The organism is Ancylobacter sp. G4_0304 (genome assembly GCF_047501495.1).
GTDB lineage: Bacteria > Pseudomonadota > Alphaproteobacteria > Rhizobiales > Xanthobacteraceae > Ancylobacter.
On record NZ_JAZDRM010000003.1, the window covers coordinates 121,754 to 140,393 of the forward strand.

At 69.2% G+C, this 18,640-nt stretch carries 20 protein-coding genes and 1 tRNA gene; 17 read left to right on the forward strand and 4 right to left on the reverse strand.

Going from position 1 to position 18,640, the window contains the following annotated elements; translation table 11 throughout:
- The first annotated feature begins 13 nt into the window (after nt 1–13).
- The 5 genes from ribH (at nt 14) to VRZ77_RS02965 (ending at nt 4,225) form a co-directional block, all read left to right on the forward strand.
- Nucleotides 14–511, forward strand: a complete 498-nt coding sequence (gene ribH, locus VRZ77_RS02945) for a 6,7-dimethyl-8-ribityllumazine synthase (protein WP_414591221.1) — start codon at nt 14–16, stop codon at nt 509–511.
- A complete protein-coding gene (gene nusB / locus VRZ77_RS02950) occupies nt 508–999 on the forward strand; it encodes a transcription antitermination factor NusB (RefSeq protein ID WP_414591222.1) in 492 nt (163 codons plus the stop codon). Before ribH ends, nusB begins: the two co-directional genes overlap by 4 nt.
- Before the next feature lie 8 nt (nt 1,000–1,007).
- Nucleotides 1,008–2,018 carry a thiamine-phosphate kinase gene (gene thiL, locus VRZ77_RS02955; protein WP_414591223.1) on the forward strand — a complete coding sequence of 337 codons (1,011 nt, stop codon included), beginning with the start codon at nt 1,008–1,010 and terminating at the stop codon, nt 2,016–2,018.
- Between the two features lie 129 nt (nt 2,019–2,147).
- Nucleotides 2,148–2,906 (forward strand): ABC transporter substrate-binding protein, encoded by a 759-nt coding sequence (locus VRZ77_RS02960; protein ID WP_414591279.1) that lies wholly within the window; start codon nt 2,148–2,150, stop codon nt 2,904–2,906.
- A gap of 77 nt (nt 2,907–2,983) precedes the next feature.
- Nucleotides 2,984–4,225, forward strand: a complete 1,242-nt coding sequence (locus tag VRZ77_RS02965; protein WP_414591224.1) for an NAD(P)/FAD-dependent oxidoreductase — start codon at nt 2,984–2,986, stop codon at nt 4,223–4,225.
- A gap of 33 nt (nt 4,226–4,258) precedes the next feature.
- Here VRZ77_RS02965 and VRZ77_RS02970 read toward each other — a convergent pair whose 3' ends face one another.
- Nucleotides 4,259–4,786 (reverse strand): outer membrane protein assembly factor BamE, encoded by a 528-nt coding sequence (locus VRZ77_RS02970; RefSeq protein WP_414591225.1) that lies wholly within the window; start codon nt 4,784–4,786, stop codon nt 4,259–4,261.
- Nucleotides 4,787–4,999: 213 nt separating this feature from the next.
- Here VRZ77_RS02970 and VRZ77_RS02975 point away from each other — a divergent pair, with 213 nt between their 5' ends.
- From VRZ77_RS02975 to VRZ77_RS03000, 6 genes are all read left to right on the forward strand, one after another.
- Nucleotides 5,000–5,560: a ubiquinol-cytochrome C chaperone family protein gene (locus VRZ77_RS02975; RefSeq protein WP_414591226.1), complete on the forward strand. Its 561-nt coding sequence runs from the start codon at nt 5,000–5,002 to the stop codon at nt 5,558–5,560.
- The gene (locus VRZ77_RS02980; RefSeq protein WP_414591227.1) at nt 5,557–6,102 is read left to right on the forward strand and encodes a YceD family protein; all 546 of its coding nucleotides are present in this window, start codon (nt 5,557–5,559) and stop codon (nt 6,100–6,102) included. Before VRZ77_RS02975 ends, VRZ77_RS02980 begins: the two co-directional genes overlap by 4 nt.
- Nucleotides 6,103–6,223: 121 nt before the next feature.
- Complete coding sequence (plsX, locus tag VRZ77_RS02985; protein ID WP_414591228.1) at nt 6,224–7,312, forward strand: phosphate acyltransferase PlsX; 1,089 nt, start codon at nt 6,224–6,226, stop codon at nt 7,310–7,312.
- On the forward strand, nt 7,309–8,286 hold the full coding sequence (locus VRZ77_RS02990) for a beta-ketoacyl-ACP synthase III (RefSeq protein ID WP_414591229.1): 978 nt from the start codon (nt 7,309–7,311) through the stop codon (nt 8,284–8,286). The genes plsX and VRZ77_RS02990 overlap by 4 nt, the downstream gene beginning before the upstream one ends.
- A gap of 102 nt (nt 8,287–8,388) precedes the next feature.
- On the forward strand, nt 8,389–8,694 hold the full coding sequence (locus tag VRZ77_RS02995) for an integration host factor subunit alpha (RefSeq protein ID WP_241616225.1): 306 nt from the start codon (nt 8,389–8,391) through the stop codon (nt 8,692–8,694).
- Nucleotides 8,695–8,825: 131 nt separating this feature from the next.
- Nucleotides 8,826–9,899 carry a MerR family transcriptional regulator gene (locus VRZ77_RS03000; RefSeq protein WP_414591230.1) on the forward strand — a complete coding sequence of 358 codons (1,074 nt, stop codon included), beginning with the start codon at nt 8,826–8,828 and terminating at the stop codon, nt 9,897–9,899.
- A gap of 71 nt (nt 9,900–9,970) precedes the next feature.
- On the opposite strand, the gene VRZ77_RS03005 is transcribed toward VRZ77_RS03000, so the two are convergent.
- Nucleotides 9,971–10,330: a septal ring lytic transglycosylase RlpA family protein gene (locus VRZ77_RS03005; protein ID WP_414591280.1), complete on the reverse strand. Its 360-nt coding sequence runs from the start codon at nt 10,328–10,330 to the stop codon at nt 9,971–9,973.
- 415 nt (nt 10,331–10,745) lie between these two features.
- On the opposite strand from VRZ77_RS03005, the gene VRZ77_RS03010 reads away from it, so the two are divergent.
- Entirely contained in the window at nt 10,746–12,308 is a 1,563-nt protein-coding gene (locus tag VRZ77_RS03010) for an aldehyde dehydrogenase family protein (protein ID WP_414591231.1), read from the forward strand.
- A 3-nt stretch (nt 12,309–12,311) separates the two neighbouring features.
- On the opposite strand, the gene VRZ77_RS03015 is transcribed toward VRZ77_RS03010, so the two are convergent.
- Nucleotides 12,312–12,947 carry a nitroreductase gene (locus tag VRZ77_RS03015; RefSeq protein WP_414591232.1) on the reverse strand — a complete coding sequence of 212 codons (636 nt, stop codon included), beginning with the start codon at nt 12,945–12,947 and terminating at the stop codon, nt 12,312–12,314.
- An 84-nt stretch (nt 12,948–13,031) separates the two neighbouring features.
- On the opposite strand from VRZ77_RS03015, the gene VRZ77_RS03020 reads away from it, so the two are divergent.
- The 4 genes from VRZ77_RS03020 to VRZ77_RS03035 all read left to right on the forward strand — a co-directional run bounded on the left by VRZ77_RS03020 (nt 13,032) and on the right by VRZ77_RS03035 (nt 15,823).
- Complete coding sequence (locus VRZ77_RS03020) at nt 13,032–13,220, forward strand: hypothetical protein (RefSeq protein WP_414591233.1); 189 nt, start codon at nt 13,032–13,034, stop codon at nt 13,218–13,220.
- 69 nt (nt 13,221–13,289) lie between these two features.
- Nucleotides 13,290–14,006, forward strand: coding sequence for a hypothetical protein (locus VRZ77_RS03025; RefSeq protein ID WP_414591234.1), 717 nt, complete (start codon nt 13,290–13,292; stop codon nt 14,004–14,006).
- 127 nt (nt 14,007–14,133) lie between these two features.
- Nucleotides 14,134–14,211 (forward strand) — tRNA-Pro (locus VRZ77_RS03030).
- A 214-nt stretch (nt 14,212–14,425) separates the two neighbouring features.
- Complete coding sequence (locus VRZ77_RS03035; protein ID WP_414591235.1) at nt 14,426–15,823, forward strand: lipopolysaccharide biosynthesis protein; 1,398 nt, start codon at nt 14,426–14,428, stop codon at nt 15,821–15,823.
- Nucleotides 15,824–15,831: 8 nt separating this feature from the next.
- Here VRZ77_RS03035 and VRZ77_RS03040 read toward each other — a convergent pair whose 3' ends face one another.
- Complete coding sequence (locus VRZ77_RS03040) at nt 15,832–16,095, reverse strand: DUF2842 domain-containing protein (RefSeq protein ID WP_414591236.1); 264 nt, start codon at nt 16,093–16,095, stop codon at nt 15,832–15,834.
- Between the two features lie 175 nt (nt 16,096–16,270).
- On the opposite strand from VRZ77_RS03040, the gene VRZ77_RS03045 reads away from it, so the two are divergent.
- A complete protein-coding gene (locus VRZ77_RS03045) occupies nt 16,271–17,368 on the forward strand; it encodes a COX15/CtaA family protein (protein ID WP_414591237.1) in 1,098 nt (365 codons plus the stop codon).
- The last annotated feature ends 1,272 nt before the right edge of the window (nt 17,369–18,640 follow it).

Consider the following 18,640-nt stretch of genomic DNA (forward strand, 5'->3'; position numbering starts at 1 on the left):
ATGAGGTGTTCCTATGGCGAGCCCCCGCCCGCCGCGCGCATCCGAAAGCCCCGCCGTCCCGCTCACGGGCGCGCGGGTGCTGATCGTCGAGGCGCGCTTCTATGACGATATCGCCGACGAGCTGCTCGCCGGCGCCCGTGCCGCGGTCGAAGCGGCCGGCGCCAGCGCCGATGTCGTCACCATGCCAGGCGCGCTGGAAATCCCCATCGCCATCGCCATCGCGGTCGATGCCGCAGCGGCGGCCGGTGCTCCCTATGACGCCGTTGTGGCGCTCGGTTGCGTGGTGCGCGGCGAGACCTACCATTTCGAGATCGTCGCCGGCGAATCCTCGCGTGCGCTGATGGACCTCGCCGTGGCGCGCAAGCTGCCGCTCGGCAACGGCATCCTCACCGTCGAGAATGACGAGCAGGCCTGGGTGCGCGCCCGGGGAAGCGAAGGCAACAAGGGCGGCGGCGCGGTCGAGGCGGCGTTGACGCTGCTGCGTCTCCAGCGGAGCGTGGCTGCGAAATGACCTCCGCCTCGAAGCCGGCCAAACCCGAGAACCACAAGCCGCTCCGCAAGAGCGCGGCGCGGCTCAACGCGGTTCAGGCGCTCTACCAGATGGACGTCGCCGCCACCCCGCTCACCGAGATCCTCGCCCAGTTCGAGAGCCACTGGATCGGGCAGGAGATTGAGGGCGACGAGATCGCCCCCGCCGATCTCACCCTGTTCCGCGACATCGTGGGCGGCGTGGTGCGTGAGCAGCGCAGCATTGATCCGGTGCTCGACGCGGCGCTGGTGCGCGGCTGGCCGCTCAAGCGCATTGAAACCGTGCTGCGCGCGGTGCTGCGCGCCGGAGCCTATGAGCTGGCGGGCCGGCCCGACGTGCCGGCGCGCGTGGTGATCGCGGAATATGTCAACGTCGCCGCCGCCTTCCTCGACCGCGACGAGACCGGCATGGTCAATGCCGTGCTCGACGGGCTGGCCCGCGAGCAGCGCGCCGGCGAATTCACCGGCTGAGGCGCACCATGGCGGGCGAGGGCGGTTCCGGCGAGGACAATGTGATCGCCCGGCTGTTCGCGCCGATCGCCACCCATCCCGGCGCGCTCGGCCTCACCGACGATGCCGCCTGCCTCACCGTGCCGCCCGGCCATGAGCTGGTGCTCACCAAGGACGCGCTGGTCGCGGGCGTCCATTTCTTCCCGGACGATCCGCCGGATTCCGTCGCCCGCAAGGCGATGCGGGTCAATCTCTCCGACCTCGCCGCCAAGGGCGCGTCGCCGCTCGGCGTGCTGCTCGCGATCGCGATCCCCGACGGCATGGACGCCGCCGCGCTCGCCGCCTTCGCGCGCGGGCTGGGCGAGGATTGCAAGAGCTATGGCGCGCCGCTGCTCGGCGGCGACACGGTGCGCACACCGGGGCCCCTGACCATTTCCATCACCGCGCTCGGCAGCGTGCCCGCCGGCCAGATGGTGCGCCGCGCCAGCGCCGGGGCAGGGCAGGCCATTGTCGTCTCTGGCACCATCGGCGACGGCGCGCTCGGTCTCGCGCTGCGACTGGAACCGGGGCGGCCGGGATTTGCCGCCCTGTCGGAGGAGGCGCGCCGCCACCTGAACGACCGCTATCTCCATCCGCGCCCGCGCCTGGCGCTGGCCGGCGCGCTGCGTGCCCATGCCAGCGCGGCGATGGACGTGTCCGACGGTCTGGTGGGCGACCTTGCCAAGATGCTGAAGGCGTCGGGCGTCGCGGGCGAGATCGATCTTGCGCGCCTCCCGTTCAGCGCGGCGGCGCGGGCGGCGATTGCGGCCGAGCCCGCGCTTCTGGAAACCGCGATCACCGGCGGCGACGATTACGAAATCCTCGCGGTGATGCCGCAGGACCGGCTCGACGCCTTCCACACGCTCGCCACGGTCGCGGGTATCGGCGTCGCGGTGATCGGGCGCACGCTCGATTCCGGGCTGGCAGGCGAGCGGCTCACCGTGCGCGACGCACAGGGTCAGCCCGTCACGCTCTCGCGCACCAGCTTCAGTCACTTCTGAGCGCCATCCTGCGCCCTGTACCAAAGACTAGGCAAAACGCTGATTGCCTGCCTTCCGGGCACGGCCTAGCGTGTGGGGATCGAAGGCCGGTTCCACCGGCCCGACACAATCGGGAAATGCGATATGAAAATGCTGAAGATGCTCGCCGCCGCGGCCGTGCTTGCCGCCAGCGCCGGCATGGCTCACGCGGAGATCAAGAAGGTCCGCATCGGCACGGAGGGCGCCTACCCGCCGTTCAACTCGGTCGATTCGACCGGCAAGCTGGTCGGCTTCGACATCGATATCGCCAATGCGCTCTGCGACAAGATGAAGGTCGAGTGCACCTTCGTCGCGCAGGACTGGGACGGCATCATTCCCGCCCTTCTGGCCAAGAAGTACGACGCCATCGTCGCCTCGATGTCGATCACCGACGAGCGCAAGCAGAAGGTGGCGTTTACCGACCCCTACTACCTGACGCCGGGCAACTTCATCGCGCCGAAGGACAGCAAGATCACCGACATCACGCCGGCCGGGATGAAGGGCAAGATCATCGGCGCCCAGTCCGCCACCACCGGCGCGACCTATCTCGAAGACAAGTACAAGGATTCCGAGATCAAGCTCTATCCGACCCAGGACGAGGCCAATGCCGACCTCGCCAGCGGCCGGCTCGACGCCGTGCTGGCCGACAAGTTCGTGCTCTATGAATGGCTGGAGAAGACCGACGCCGGCAAGTGCTGCGCCTTCGTCGGGGCCGACCTCTCCGACGTCAACCCGGACGGCACCGGCATCGCCGTGCGCCAGGAGGACAACGAGCTGCGCGAGGCCCTCAACAAGGCGATCAAGGAAATCGTCGCCGACGGCACCTACAAGAAGATCAACGACAAGTACTTCCCGTTCCCGATCAACTGACGGAACGCGCCATTCTCCGGCGCGGCGGGATCGCCTGCCGCGCCGTTCTCCGTTCCAGCCAACTTGTGTGTGTGTCAATGAAAGCCGATACCATCGTCCTCGGCGCCGGCATCGTCGGCGTCTCGGTCGCCCTTCATCTCGCCCTGCGCGGGCGCTCCGTCGTCCTGGTCGACCGTCGCGGTCCCGGCGAGGAGACCTCCTATGGCAATGCCGGCCTTATCGAGCGCGCCTCGATTTATCCGGTCGCCTTCCCGCACAGCCTGAGCGCGCTGATCGACGTCGCGCTCAAGCGCAATCCGGGCGCGAACTACCACTGGAGCGCGCTGCCGGCGCTGGCGCCGTGGATGTATCAATACTGGAAGGCGTCCGCCCCCGCGCGCATTCTCGACTATGCCCGCACCATCGAGAAGCTGCTCTCGCGCACCATCGAGGAGCACAATCATCTCGCCGGCCCCGCCGGGGCCATGCACTATTTCCGCGAGGGCGGCTGGCTCAAGCTCTACCGCACCGAGGCCGGGCTCGCCAATGAGCGCACCGAGTTCGCGCTCGCGCGCAAATACGGGTTGAACCCGCGCGAGCTCAGCGTCGACGAGGCGCTGGCGGTCGAGCCCTCGCTGCGCCCGGTCTTCACCGGCGCGGTGTTGTGGGAGGATCCGCATTCCGCCTCGAATCCCGGTGCCGTAACGCAGGCCTATGCCGCGTATTTCCAGTCGCTGGGCGGGCGGATCGTCACCGGCGACGCCCGCACGCTGAAGCGCGGCGGCGCGGGCTGGAAGGTGACGACGGCCGAGGGCGAGATCGAGGCGGCCGACGCCGTGGTGGCGCTCGGCCCGTGGGCGATGGACGTGCTGTCGCCGCTGGGCGTCCGGCTGCCGCTGGCGGTGAAGCGCGGCTATCACATGCATTACCGCGCCGAGGGCAATGCCGGCCTCAAGCGCCCGGTGCTCGACGAGGAGGGCGGTTATGTCATCACACCGATGGAGCAGGGCATCCGCCTGACCACCGGCGTCGAGTTCGCGAACCGCGATGCGCCAAAGACCCCGGTCCAGCTCGCGGTCACCGAAAAGCTGGCGCGCGGCCTGTTCCCGCTGGGCGAGCGGCTGGAGCCCGAACCATGGATGGGGTGCCGCCCGGCCTTTCCGGACATGCTGCCGGTCATCGGCCCGGCGCCGGGGCAGAACGGGCTGTGGCTCGCCATTGGCCACCAGCATCTCGGCTTCACGCTGGGGCCGATAACCGGGCGGCTGCTGGCGGAGATGATGAACGGCCATACGCCGTGCACCGATCCCGCGCCGTTCGCGGCGACGCGGTTCGCCTGATCCGGCGCGCGTGACCCGACGCCGGCGCGGTCGTCAGATGGCGCCGGCGGCGTTGAACACCTGGCCGAGGATGGAGAGTTCCTGGCCGCTGGTCGGCGTGGTGCGCGACACGAAGTCGAACACCTTGCCATCCTTCAGCCCGTAATCGGCGATGCGGGTGACGCGCTTGTCCTTGGGGTCGAAATAGACCGCCATCACCCGCTGCTCGATCACCTCCGGGCGCAGGAACATGACCTTCTTGGTCTTCTGCGAGATGTAATAGAACACCTCGCCGTCCACGGTGGCCACGGTCGAGGGCGTGCCGAGCACGAGGAGCACCTGCTCCTGGCTGGAGCCGACCGGCACCTGTTCGAGCGCACCTTCCGTCGGCACATAGCCGCGCTGCTGCTCGGAGACGAAGCCGGTGGGGGTGCGGGTGAGGCCGAGACTGGCGGTGGGCGTGGGCAGCTCGCCGGAACATGCCGCGAGGCCGAGGCTCGCCATGGCGACGACCGCAAGCCGCCGTGCCGCAAGCCGCCGCGCTGGCGTCCCGGCCTTTTCCATCCTGCCCAACCCTGCCATCTACCAAACTCCCGTCGCCACTGCGTCCGTTCGTCCTGCGAAAAAGCACAGGCCGACCCGATGTTGCAACTCTCGATGCATCATGAGGTGACAGCGCTGTCAGAACCCTGCGGCCGCTGCACGCCCGTCCGCGCCACTTGCCACCGGCCGCCGCGCGCGCTAACCCGCCTCGCGACACTCGCAATGACAGCGGCAACGAGGCAGGAGCCGGCCATGATTCTGCGCTTCTTCCGCCGGAACGACGGACGCGAGAGCATCCAGCGGCTCTATGGCGCGATCGTGGCGCATTCGCGCGATCCCGGCTTCTACACGGATTTCGAGGTCCCCGACACCATCGAGGGGCGGTTCGAGATGATCGTGCTGCACGCCTTCCTGCTGTTTCACCGCCTGAAGGGCGAGGACGAGGCGCGCCGCGAGCTGGGGCAGCGCGTGTTCGACACGTTCTGCGCCGACATGGACGCCAATCTGCGCGAGATGGGCGTGGGCGACCTCACCGTGCCGAAGAAAATGAAGCGCGTCGCCGAGGCTTTTTATGGCCGCGTCGGGGTTTATGATGAGGCGCTCGCCTCGGGCGACGAGGCAGTGCTGGCGCAGGCGCTGCTGCGCAACGTCTACGGCTCGCAGGCCGAGCGCACGACCGAGGCCGCCGCGCTCGCCGCCTGCATCCGGCAACGGGTCGCGGCGCTGGCCGCTGTACCATTCGAGGTTTTCGCCGGGGGCGAGCTGCCGCTGCCGCCGCTCGGCCCCGCTGACACGGAGACGATTGTCCCATGAGCCAAGCTTCTGAGCCGCACACCTCTCCGCTGTCCCAGCCGGTGCTGGTTGCCAGCCTGCCCGATACCGGCTCGACCTTCCGCGTCGAGCCGGACGAGGCGGCGCGCGCGGCGCTGGCCCGCGAGTTCGGCATTCCCGCCATTTCCGCCTTCAAGGCGAAGGTCACGCTGGTTCCCGGCTCGCGCGGCTGCGTGCGGGCGGAAGGGCGCGTCGAGGCCGTGGTGCGCCAGGTCTGCGTGGTGACGCTGGAGGAATTCGACACGTCGGTCTCCGAGGAGATCGACGTGACGTTCGCTCCCGAGGACCAGCTGCCGGAGATCCGTCCCGGCGCGGAGATCGACGTGAGCGAGCTGGACCTGCCCGACCCGCTGGTCGACGGCACGGTCGATGTCGGCGCGGTGGCGGCGGAGTTCCTCGCCCTCGCGCTCGACCCCTATCCGCGCAAGCCCGGCGCCGAGTTCAAGCGGGTCGAGGAACTGCCGGACGAGCAGCTCTCGCCCTTCGCCGCGCTGGCGAAGTTGCGGGACGGAGACAAGGAGTGATCGCTCCTGTTGCTGTGACGGGCCGAGAGGCTATTGTCAGGGACGATCAACTGAGGCATGCCCTCTGCCGGCGGCTGCGTGCCGCGCGACCTTCCTGTTGCAACGAGATCAGACCGGCTTGATGTCTTCTTCCGTCCGAATAGCGCTCGACGTCATGGGCGGAGATCACGGTGCCGACGTGGTGCTGCCCGGCGCCGAGATCGCTCTTATCCGTCACCCGGATATCCGCTTCCTGCTGTTCGGTGATGCCGCGCTCATCGCCCGGCATCTCGCCGCGCGCCCGAAGCTTGCGGCGGCGAGCGAGGTGTTCGCCACCGAGGTTGTGGTGCAGATGGACGACAAGCCGAGCCAGGCGCTGCGCCGCGGCCGGCGCGTCTCCTCGATGTGGCAGGCGATCGACGCGGTGCGCATGGGCAAGGCCGATTGCGCCGTCTCTGCCGGCAATACCGGCGCGCTGATGGCCATGGCCAAGGTCAACCTGAAAACCATGTCCGGCATCTCCCGCCCCGCCATCGCCTGCCTGTGGCCGACCATGCGCGGCGAGAGCGTGGTGCTGGACGTGGGCGCGTCGATCGGCGCCAGCGCGCAACACCTCATCGACATGGCGGTGATGGGTGCCGCCATGGCGCGCATCGTGTTCGACATCGAGCGCCCGAGCGTCGGCCTGCTCAATGTCGGCGTCGAGGAGATCAAGGGCGTCGAGGAAGTGAAGGACGCCGCTGCCGCGCTGCGCGAGGCCGACTATCCCGGCCTCGATTATCGCGGCTTCGTCGAGGGCGACGACATCGGCCAGGGCAAGGTCGACGTGGTGGTGACGGAGGGGTTCTCCGGCAACATCGCGCTGAAGGCCGCCGAGGGCACGGCCAAGCAGGTGGCGGAGTTCCTGCGCGGCGCGATCCAGCGCAGCTTCATGGCCAGGATCGGCTATCTGTTCGCGCGCGGCGCCTTCCATGCGCTGCGCGAAAAGCTCGACCCGCGCAAGTCGAATGGCGGCGTGTTCCTCGGGCTGAACGGCGTGGTGATCAAGAGCCATGGCGGCACCGACGCCGAAGGTTTCGCCTCCGCCGTCGATATCGGCTACGACATGGTGCGCTACGAGCTGCTCTCGCGCATCGCGGCGGGCATTAACGGCCGTCCGCAGGCTTCCGGCTCCGGCTCCGGGGCCGGTGCGGATGGCGGGATTGGCGACGAGTTGCAGGTTTTATCGTGAGCATGATTCGATCCGTGGTGCGCGGTGTCGGCGCCTATCTGCCGGCGCACACCCTGACCAATGCCGACCTCGCGCAGATGGTGGACACGTCCGACGACTGGATCGTGCAGCGCACCGGCATCCGTGAGCGCCACATCGCGGCGGAAGGCGAGGTGACCTCCGACCTCGCGCTCAACGCCGCCCGCGCGGCGCTGGCCGATGCCGGGCTGGAGCCGGGCGACATCGACCTCATCGTGCTCGCCACTTCGACGCCCGACAACACCTTTCCGGCGACGGCGGTGTCGGTGCAGGCCGGGCTCGGCATCACCCATGGCGCGGCCTTCGACGTGCAGGCGGTGTGCTCGGGCTTCGTGTTCGCGCTGGCGACGGCGGACAATTTCCTCAAGTCCGGCAGCTTCAAGCGCGCGCTGGTGATCGGCGCCGAGACCTTCTCGCGCATCCTCGACTGGTCGGACCGCACCACCTGCGTGCTGTTCGGCGATGGCGCCGGCGCGCTGGTGCTGGAAGCCGTGCCCGCGACCGGCGCGGCGGACGAGCCGGGGATCATGACCACCCATCTGCGCTCGGACGGGCGCCACAAGAACAAGCTCTATGTCGATGGCGGCGTGTCCTCGACCAAGACCACCGGCTTCCTGCGCATGGAAGGCCGCGAGGTGTTTCGCTATGCCGTCGGCATGATCACCGACGTGATCGAGGACGCCTTCGCCGCCACCGGCGTCACCGCGCAGTCGCTGGACTGGTTCGTGCCGCATCAGGCCAACCGCCGCATCATCGACGCCAGCGCCAACAAGCTCGGCATCGCGGCGGAGAAGGTGGTGGTGACGGTGGATCATCACGGCAACACCTCGGCGGCGTCGATTCCGCTGGCGCTGGCCAGCGCCCATGCCGACGGACGCATCAAGCGCGGCGATATTGTCCTGCTGGAAGCGATGGGCGGCGGATTTACCTGGGGATCGGCGCTAATCCGCTGGTAGCACGGCGGTTCGGCGCGATGTGCCGTTGACCAGCGCGGGCGACGGCGCCTAGGTTGGCAGATGAATTAACGGACCGTTAAGGCGGCGAGGCGGAGACGAGCTATGGCGGGTCGTACCATTACCCGGGCGGACCTTTGCGAGGCAGTGTATCAGCGGGTCGGGCTGTCCCGTACGGAATCGGCCGCGCTGGTCGAGACGGTGCTATCGGAGATCGCCGATTGCGTCGCGCGGGGCGAGACGGTGAAGCTGTCCTCGTTCGGTTCTTTCGTGGTGCGCCAGAAGGGCGAGCGGGTCGGCCGCAATCCCAAGACCGGCGAAGAAGTGCCGATCGCGCCGCGCCGGGTCATGGTGTTCAAGCCGTCCAACATCCTCAAGCAGCAGATCAACGGCGAAACGCCGGACGCGTGAGGGCCGCGGCCCTGCTTTCGCCGGCATGTCGGGCGATTGAGAAGACACGGGAATCAATCGAGTGAGCATCGTTCGCGCGGCGAGATCGTTCCGATCCGGCCCGACGATGCGCCAGCCAGGAGCAGCCGAGCGTGGAGAAAGGCCCCGATGCCTTCCGCACGATCAGCGAGGTCGCGGATGATCTCGATCTTCCGCAGCATGTGCTGCGTTTCTGGGAGTCGCGCTTTCCGCAGATTCGCCCGCTAAAGCGCGGCGGTGGTCGCCGCTATTATCGCCCCGACGATGTGGAATTGCTGCGCGGCATCCGCCATCTCCTGTACGGGGAGGGCTACACCATCCGCGGCGTGCAGCGCATCCTCAAGGAGGAGGGCCCGCGCTACGTGCAGGCGATCTGGCGCGACGCGGAAGCCGATGCGCTGGCCGCGTCCGGCCTGAGCGAGGACGTCGAGGATTATTCGGTCGATGCCGGTCATCCGGCGGTCAGTCGCGAGCCCGCGCCGCGTTCGGGCGGGCTTGGCGGCTTCTTCAGCCTGCTGCCCTCGCGCCAGCGCGCCGCGCAGCCCGAGCCGGAACCGGAGCCGGAGGAGCCCGCGCCGCGCCGCGCCGCGCGCCGCCGTCCCGAGGCCGAGCCGGAATATCTGGAGCTGCCGCTGCTGCCGGATCTCGCCCCGCAGAGCCGCCCCGCGCGCGGGGAGCCGCGCATGGAGCCGCACCGGACGGAGCCGCCCCGCGCCGAGCCCCCCCGCATGGAGCCCGCGCCGCGCGCGGAGATGCTGCGCCGCGAGCCCTATGCGCCCGAGGCGGCCCGTCATGAGCCGGTTCGCCACGAGCCGGTGCGGCATGAACCTGTGCGTCACGATCCGCCTCGTGCCGAGCCGGTTCGGCCGCGCGTCGAGCCGCGCCCGCCGCAGGAACCCGGCGGGGAGGGGCGTGCCGGCTTCCCGTTCCGCGCGCTGACGCCGGAACCCGAGCCACAGGACGTGGACGAGACGGACTACGCGGACGAGACCGATTACGCGCCGGAGCCTTATGTGCCGGAGCCGCCGCCGCGTCCGGCTCCCGCCGCCGTCGCGCCGCTGCGCCCGATCCCGCTGCGCCCGGTCGAGGACACGCTGGCGCGCGAGGATATCCAGCGGCTGCAGGCGGCGCTCTACGAATTGCAGGAGTGCCGCCGTCTGCTCGACGACGCGCGCGAGGAAGGCTGAGCGCGACAGAGTAAGACGGCGCGAGGCTGCGGCCGGCGCTGTTCCGCGCCGTGCCGCCAGCTCGTCAGTGTTCAGTCGACGACGGCCAGGGAGACCTTGGCGACGCCGCGCTTGCGGAAGCCGAGCGTGTCGGCCGCGGCGGTCGAGACATCGATGACGCGCCCGCGCACGAAGGGGCCGCGATCATTGATACGCAGCACGACCGATTTTCCGTTGGATTCATTGGTGACCCGCACCTTGGTGCCGAAGGGCAGCGAGCGGTGCGCGGCGGTCATGGCCTGCGGGCTGTGCCGCTCGCCATTGGCGGTACGTCCGCCATAGCCGTAATACGACGCCATCCCCGACATGGCGGCGTTGGTGTTGGTAACGTTCTTCTTTGTGTCCGCGAAGGCCGCGTGTCCGGTGGTGGCGACGATGACGCCGGCGACCATCGCCAGGCGCGTGATCCGCCCCTTTTCCCAAGCCTGCAATACCCTCTTCCTTCTGAAGTTGCATCCAGCGGTCTGGATGAGAAGGAAATGTGTCGGGGTCTTAGCGATTATGCGGCAGGAATTTGAAAAGAGCGAACCATAGCTGGCATTACGCATAATATATGCGGCCAGTCGATCGCGGCTATATTTGCCTCATCGCGCTCAAAAGATAGGTATTTGCCTGCGCGCTGCAAGGCTTATACACAGTCGTGAACAGACAAGACGCATGCGCGTTTTCGCGTCATTCACGCATCAGCGGAAGATGGTTGCGGCGGGCTTTGGCGCGGGCTCTCGCCATAACGGCGCAATGGATTTGCCCGCCCCGCCAGTGCTATGGACCGGGACGTCACACGAGCCCGCCGAGGAGTTGCACGCCATGACCACCCAGAGCACCGCCGGCCAGAACGCGACCGGCAAGGCGCATCCCTCCGTCACGGCCGAGGTCGCCGGGCTGCTCGCGGCGCTCGGCGTGCCGGAGGCGCTGTGGAAGGGCGGCGCCCGTACGTCGCATTCGCCCATCACCGGCGAGGTGGTGGCGCAGGTGGCGGAAGCCTCCAAGGCCGAAGCTGAGGCGGCGGTCGCCCGTTCGCGCGAGGCCTTCGAGGCGTGGCGCACCGTGCCGGCTCCGCGTCGCGGCGAGTTGGTCCGCCTCATTGGCGAGGAGTTGCGCGCCCACAAGACCGAGCTCGGCCGGCTGGTGACGCTGGAAGCCGGCAAGATCGTCTCCGAGGGCCTCGGCGAGGTGCAGGAGATGATCGACATCTGCGATTTCGCCGTCGGCCTGTCGCGCCAGCTCTACGGCCTCACCATCGCTTCGGAGCGCCCCGGCCACCGCATGATGGAGACGTGGCACCCGATCGGGCCGGTCGGTATCATCACCGCCTTCAACTTCCCCGTCGCCGTGTGGTCGTGGAACGCGGCGCTGGCGCTGGTCTGCGGCGACAGCGTGATCTGGAAGCCGTCGGAGAAGACCCCGCTCACCGCGCTCGCGGTGCAGGCGCTGTTCGAGAAGGCGGCGAAGGTGTTCGGCGGCGTGCCGGAAGGGCTCTCGCAGGTGCTGGTCGGCGGCGCGGAGATCGGCGCGGTGCTGACCGACGATCCCCGCATCCCGGTGGTGTCCGCCACCGGCTCGACCCGCATGGGCCGCATCGTCGGCGAGCGGGTGGCGCGCCGTTTCGGCCGCTCCATTCTGGAACTTGGCGGCAACAACGCCGCCATCGTCTGCCCGTCCGCGGACCTCGACCTCGCGCTGCGTGGCATCGCCTTCGCCGCCATGGGCACGGCCGGCCAGCGCTGCACCACGCTGCGTCGCCTCATCGTCAATGAGGGCGTCTACGACACGCTGGTCCCGCGCCTCGCCAAGGCTTATGGCTCGGTGAGCATCGGTGACCCCCGCGAGGCCGGCACCCTCATCGGCCCGCTGATCGACAAGGCGGCGTTTGACGGCATGCAGGCGGCGCTGGAAGCCGCCCGCGCGGCTGGGGCCACCATCCACGGTGGCGAGCGTGTCGAGACCGGCGCGCCGGACGCCTATTATGTCCGGCCCGCGCTGGTGGAGATCGACGAGCAGGTCGAGATCTTGCGCCACGAGACTTTCGCGCCGATCCTCTATGTGCTGCGCGCCGGCGGCCTGCCCGAAGCCATCAAGCTGCAGAACGACGTGCCGCAGGGCCTGTCCTCCTCGATCTTCACCAACGACCTGCGCGAGGCCGAGGCCTTCGTCTCGGCTGAAGGTTCGGATTGCGGCATCGCCAATGTGAATATCGGGCCTTCGGGCGCGGAGATCGGCGGGGCGTTCGGCGGCGAGAAGGAAACCGGCGGCGGGCGTGAGGCCGGCTCGGATTCGTGGAAGGCCTATATGCGCCGCGCCACCAACACCATCAATTATTCCCGCGCCCTGCCGCTGGCTCAGGGCGTTTCTTTCGACATCGAGGACTGATCCTTACTCTCCCCAGCGCGTGACCACCTCGTCCAGCAATGGGCGAGGGCGGTCGGGCGCCACCATGCGCGGGCGCCCGACATGGAGGAAGCCGGCGATGCGTTCGCCCTGCCGCGCGCCCACCAGCGCGGCCGCCTCCGGGTCGCGGCCCGGCCATTTCAGCAGCCATTGCGTGGCAAAGCCCATGGCGCTCGCCGCCACCGTCAGCGCCATGCCGGCGGCCCCGGCGGAAAGCACCTGATTGAATTCCGGCACCTTGGCCGCCGGATCCGGCCGGCTCACCAGAACCACGGTGAGCGGCGCGCGGGAGAGGTACAGCGTCCACATATCGGCCTTGGCCGGCGGCAGTTCCGGATTCTGCGTGGCATAGAGCGCATCCAGCTGTTCGCCGAGCGCGCGCCGGGCCTCACCCTCGATCACGATGAAGCGCCACGGCACCAGCCGGCCGTGATCGGGCACCCGCGCGGCCAGCGTGAGCAGGCGCGCCAGTTCCGAAGGCGTTGGACCGGGCCCCGCCAGCGCGCGCAGCGGCACCGAGCGCCGCGCCTCCAGCCGCGCCAGCATCTCCTCGCTCGCCGGAATCTCCAGCGCCGCGGCGTCGTCGAGCGCAGGGGCGGAGGCGTGGCTGTGGTGGTTCATGGCGGGCTCCGGCGTGGCGCGACACCGGCAACTTTTCGCGGAGAGGCGGGTTGTTGGCAAGGATAGAGGCGGCGAGGGGGAAACATGCTGACCATCATCATCCTGATCCTGGTCATTCTGCTGCTGGGCGGCGGCGTCTACGGACATCGCACCCACGGCCTGCGCGGCGTGCTCGTGGTGCTGGTGATCGCGCTGCTGGTGCTGGCGGTGCTCGGCTTTGTCAGCGACGAATTCGCGGTCGGGCCCGGCGTGGCACCGATCATGCACGAATGAACGGGCTTTCCCGCCCGGCCTGAATCGCCAACACTGCGGCCTCCGCAACAGGTCCCGGCTCGCCCCGCCATGTCGATCTTCTTTTGCGCCCTGCGTCGACAGTTCTCGAAATGGCGAGCGGGTGGTGCCGCGGCATTCATCGGCCTGGTCGCCGCCAGCGCGCCGGCTGCCGCCTTCCAGTGGCCGGATGATTATGTGACCCGCCTTCAGGCCCTCGCGCTGATCCAGACGCTGAATGCCGACCTGCTCGCCAACCCCAGCGCCACGCTGACGCTCGACCGCTGGTGCGGCGCGCACCGGCTCGCCGATCCGCCGACCATTGTGGCCGATCGCGTCACCGGGCAGGACAAGGCGCCGTCCGACGAGGTCCGCGCGCAGCTCAAAGTAGGCCCGGACGAGCCGGTGCGTTATCGCCGGGTGCGGCTGCGCTGCGGCGAGCATGTGCTCTCCGAGGCGGATAACTGGTATGTGCCGGCGCGGCTGACGGCGGAGATGAATCGCGAGCTCGACACCAGCGACACCTCCTTCGGCCGCGTGGTCCGCCCGCTCGGCTTCCGCCGCACCACCTTGTCGGCCAAGCTCTTGTGGCATCCGCTGCCGCCGGGCTGGGAGAATGGCGCGCCGCCGCCAGCGGGCGGGGAAACGCTGGCCATTCCCGATTTCCTGCTGGAGCACCGCGCGGTGCTGACCCTGCCCGACGGCACGCCGTTCAGCGCCCTGGTCGAAAGCTACCGCCGCGATGTGCTGGCCTTCCCGGCGCCCGCCGTACCGCTGGCGGGCAAATGAGCCGGCCGGTTTCCCGGACGCTTTCGGAGCTCCGCCGGCACACTGGCGCGGTTTGGCGTGGATTGATCGCCTTGTGCGGCTTGCGTCACGGCCGGCAAATGGCTAGAGAAGGCGCGCCTCACGGCGTCGGAGCGTAGCGCAGCCTGGTTAGCGCACTAGTCTGGGGGACTAGGGGTCGGAGGTTCAAATCCTCTCGCTCCGACCATTTCATTCTCGGTAAATCGCAAGGGCTTGCCGAAACGGGCGTCCGTCCGCCGCGTGGCCGTCCGCATTTCCCCGGCTGATTGACCCGACTCTTCGCCCCGCTTTAACGCGACGGAAACCATGCCGCGGCTCTAATCGCCGTCATGTGGAGCGATGGCAACAAGGCGTCCGGCGATTCTCCGACCTTCCCGAGGGAAGGCGAGGCCGGTGCTGTCGTGTCCGCGTCGCCCGTTCCGCCACAGGCCCGCGCGTCCGTGCTGCGCGCCCTGCGCCGCCATCTGATGGCCCCTGTACTGGCAGGCGCGGTCTGTGCCGCGGTCATGGTTCCGTTTACCGCCGCGCGCTATGCCTCCGAGGCGTTGCTGCGGGTCGAGGGGCGGCAGAACGAGTCGAGCCGCAGCCGGGTGCAGGTAATAGGCTCGCGCGAATTCGCCCGGCAGATTCTCGCCGACGCCGGACTGACGGCCCGCCTCCTGCCGCCGCCTCAGGCCACGGTGCGGCTCGCCGGGCTGTTCGGCGCGCCGCGTAGTCTGCCGGTCTCGCGCGAGACGCAGGCGCTGCGCGAGATCGAGGCCAATCTCACCGTGGTTCCGCTCGGCGAGGGGCGCGCCGCCATCAGCTATGTCGCGACCGACCCGCGCCTCGCCGCCGATGTCGCCAATGCCTTTGCCGACGGCTATCTGAAATTGCAGCAGACCACGACCGCGTTCAGCATGAACCCGCAGCCCGCACCGGCTACGCCGCGCGTGCTGGCGCGGGCCGAGCCGGCGGAGCTGCCGCTGCTGCCCCATCCCTGGATGCTCGTCGCCGGGGCTGGCATTGCCGGTTTCGTGCTGGCCTTCGCCGTTCAGGCGCTGGCGCGCCGCCGCCGCGCCGAGGTCCATGCGCTGGACCCGGCCGATGCCGTCGCCGCCCCCGCGCCGCAAGGCCATGCCCAACATCTGCCGTGGATCGGCAGCGAGGCCGAGGATGACGGTGCGGAGAGCGAGGCCGAGCCGCGCCGGCGCGTGTCCCGCGATGGCGAGCTGGCCGACCTCGCCCGCCTTGTCGAGCTGCGCGGCCCGGCGGCCGGGCTGGTGGTGGTCACCGGCCTTGGCCCCGAGGCGGGCGCGGCCGACTGCGCGCTGGCGCTCGGGCGCTCGCTGGCGGTGGAAAAGCGGGTGGTGATCGTGTGCCTCGACGTCGCGGCGCCGCAGCTCGACGGGCTGACGGCCGATCCGCGCGCCGCCGGCCTCACCGACCTGCTGTTCGGCGTCGCTAGCTTCTCCGATGTGATCCATCGCGAGACCGCCTCGCGCTGCCATGTCATTCCGCCTGGCCGCGGCGCGCGCGAGGCGGACGGGCTGGTATCGGCGGAACGGCTGGCGCTGATTCTGGGCGCGCTGGAGCGCACCTATGATCACGTCGTGGTGGCGGCGCCGCCGCTGAGCGAGGAAGAGGGTGCCGGCCGCCTCGCCGCGCTCCAGCCGACATTAATTCTGGTGACGCGGCCCGGCGGGCTCGCGACCGACGCGGTTCAGGCCTTCGACCGGCTGGCGTCCTGGGGCTTCGGCGACATTGCCATGGTGACCTTCACCGAGGCGCCGCCGCCCGGCTTCTCGCAGGCGGCGTGAGCGGCGCGCTACAGCGTGTCCGGCCGCCGGTCAAATTTCAGCATCCAGCGGATGAGCAGGCCGGCAGGAACGATCCAGCCGATGCCGAGCACGACATAGGCGAGGAACTGCCAGAACGCCGGCAGCACCGTGACCCGGCCCTGTGCCAGCGCCATCGCGCCGAGTGCCCAGCCGAGCACCAGGACGATCATCGCCAGCGTGCCGACCAGCTTGCGCCAGCGCGGCGGCAGGGCGGCGGAGGGGATGGCGGGGCGCTTGTCGGTCTCGGGCATGGCGGGTTCCGGCGGGACACAATGCCGCGCGCGGGACAAAACGCCCGTTGCGCGCGGGGAAACTGCTCTATAACCCTCGCCGCGCCGGGGAGGAAGCCACCAGAGGTGGCGCCTCCGGGAACGGATGGCCCGTGCGCGGGGGCAGGGCCGTCGCAATGCTGCAGGGAGCGCAGAGATGGCCCTCGATGTACCGGCCGTGGCGGCCGATGGGGTTTACGGGCGGACGACGGGCGACAGGTTCCGGCCGGTGCGGGCGTGGCTCTACCTCGTCGCCGCGATGATCATGCTGATGGTGGTGGTCGGCGGCGCGACGCGGCTGACCGAATCCGGCCTGTCCATCGTGGAATGGAAGCCGGTGACCGGGACGCTGCCGCCGCTGAGCGAAGCGGCCTGGCAGGTGGAATTCGAGAAATATCAGCAGATCCCGCAATATCAGCAGATCAACAAGGGCATGAGCCTCGATGAGTTCCGCACCATCTTCTGGTGGGAATGGGGGCACCGTCTGCTCGGCCGGCTGATCGGCTTCGTGTTTCTGTTGCCGTTCCTGTACTTCCTGTGGCGCGGCCTCGTCACCGGGCCGCTGCGCTGGAAGCTGGCCGGGCTGTTCGTGCTGGGCGGATTGCAGGGCGCGATCGGCTGGTGGATGGTGGCGTCCGGCCTGGTGGGGCGGGTGGATGTGAGCCAGTACCGGCTCGCCGTGCACCTGACGCTGGCCTGCGTGATCCTCGCCGCGACGGTGGCGACCGCTGCCGGGCTGAAGCCGGCGGGGGCGCAGGCCGCGCCCTCGCGCCGGGTGGCACTGGGCGGGAGCGTGTTGCTGGCCCTGATTCTGGTGCAGATCTTCCTCGGCGGCCTGGTCGCCGGGCTCGATGCCGGCCTCACCTACACCACCTGGCCGCTGATGGACGGACATATCATTCCGCCGGCGGCGAACCTGTTCGTGCAGCAGCCGCTGTGGCGGAACTTCTTCGAGAACGTGCTGACCGTGCAGTTCGACCATCGCATGCTCGCCTATGCGCTATGGGCGCTCGCGCTGCTGCACTGGCTGGACGCGCGGCGCGCGGGCGGCGTGGCGGCGCGGCGGGCCGCGCTGATCTTCGGCCTCGTCACCGCGCAAGCGTTCATCGGCATCATGACGCTGGTGCATCAGGTGCCGATCGATATCGCGCTGGCGCACCAGTTCGGCGCCACCGTGGTTCTGGTCGCAGTGACGGTGCATGTGGTGCGGCTGCGCGAGGCGGCGGGGCTGGCCGGGCATCACGCGCCGGCCTGAACCCGGCCGGTGCGGTTACACCCGCGTCGCGTTTCCGCGCATCCGTCCGCTATGGAGGCCTAGGACGAGGAAGCATCGTCCGGTTCACCAGGTCCCGCCGCTGCCGCAAGCTGACCTGCCGGTGACCGAGCCGCTCGTCACCTAACCGCTCATGACCGACCCGTCCGCGATCCGAGCCGCGCAAACCCTGGAGCGATCCGGCAAAACGGTGACGCGGCGGCGGTCGGAACGCGCAGTCGGACGAGGATCGTGGCGGCGATGGGAATTGTAGCTTCCTTCGGAATCCTAATGGAGCAGCCTCACGCGGCGGCGATCCGGTACGGCGGTGACGCGGCGGCCGGAGCAAGGTGGTCCGACAAGGACTGTGGCGGCGACGCCAACTGCCGCCTCTTTCGGAAGCCTAACGGAACAACCTCGCGCCGCCACGCGTGAACCGCGAATGCGGCGGCGATCCGAATAAACGTTGACGCGGCCGTCGAGCGCGCGGTCTGACCAGTATCGTGGCGGCGACGCGAACTGTCCCCTCGTTTGGAATCGTAACGCAACGGCCTCGCGCCGCAACGCGTGAACGGCGGATGTGGCGTCGATCCGGTACAGCGGTGACGCGGCGGCCGGAGCAAGGCGGTCCAACAAGGACCGTGGCGGCGACGGAAACCGTTGCTCCTAACGCAACGGCCTCGCGCCGCGACCCGTGAACCGCGAATGCGGCGGCCGTCGCGCTGCGCGCAGACATCCGGGACACGCAGGCGCTTGCTAGCGCAGGCCCGTCGGCCGGATGAGAGGGACGACGCACCTGACTGCCTTCGAAGAACGTGGCTTGGCGATGCGCAATCAGCCGCTTCGTCTTCGGTCCGCGCTTCATAAAAGTCGCGCGCTATCGAGCCTCACATTCCGGGCGTTCCACTGGGAGCCTTTGGCTCCGAAGCTCTCCGCTCCGGAGTCTCCCACTCCGGAGCCTCATGCGTCGAGCTTCCCGACTTCGACCTGCGCCAGCGCCACGTGCGGCCCGGCGGCCGGGCCTACAAACCAGCACGGGAGACGCGTTCCCGGCCTCAAGCCTTCCCTTTGCCCGCAGGACATCTCCATCGCCGCGCGGCTCACCATCCCGCCGCCGCCCGTCGATAGGCGATCTTCCTAGGGAGCCGGCATGCGTACGTACGGTTTTCCGCCAAATGCCGCCGGCAAGAAGCCGGAAGCGCTACCGCCGAGCCGAACGAGGCAGACCCGGTATCGACATGGCAGCCCGTTGCACGCACCTGTTCCGCCGCTCTA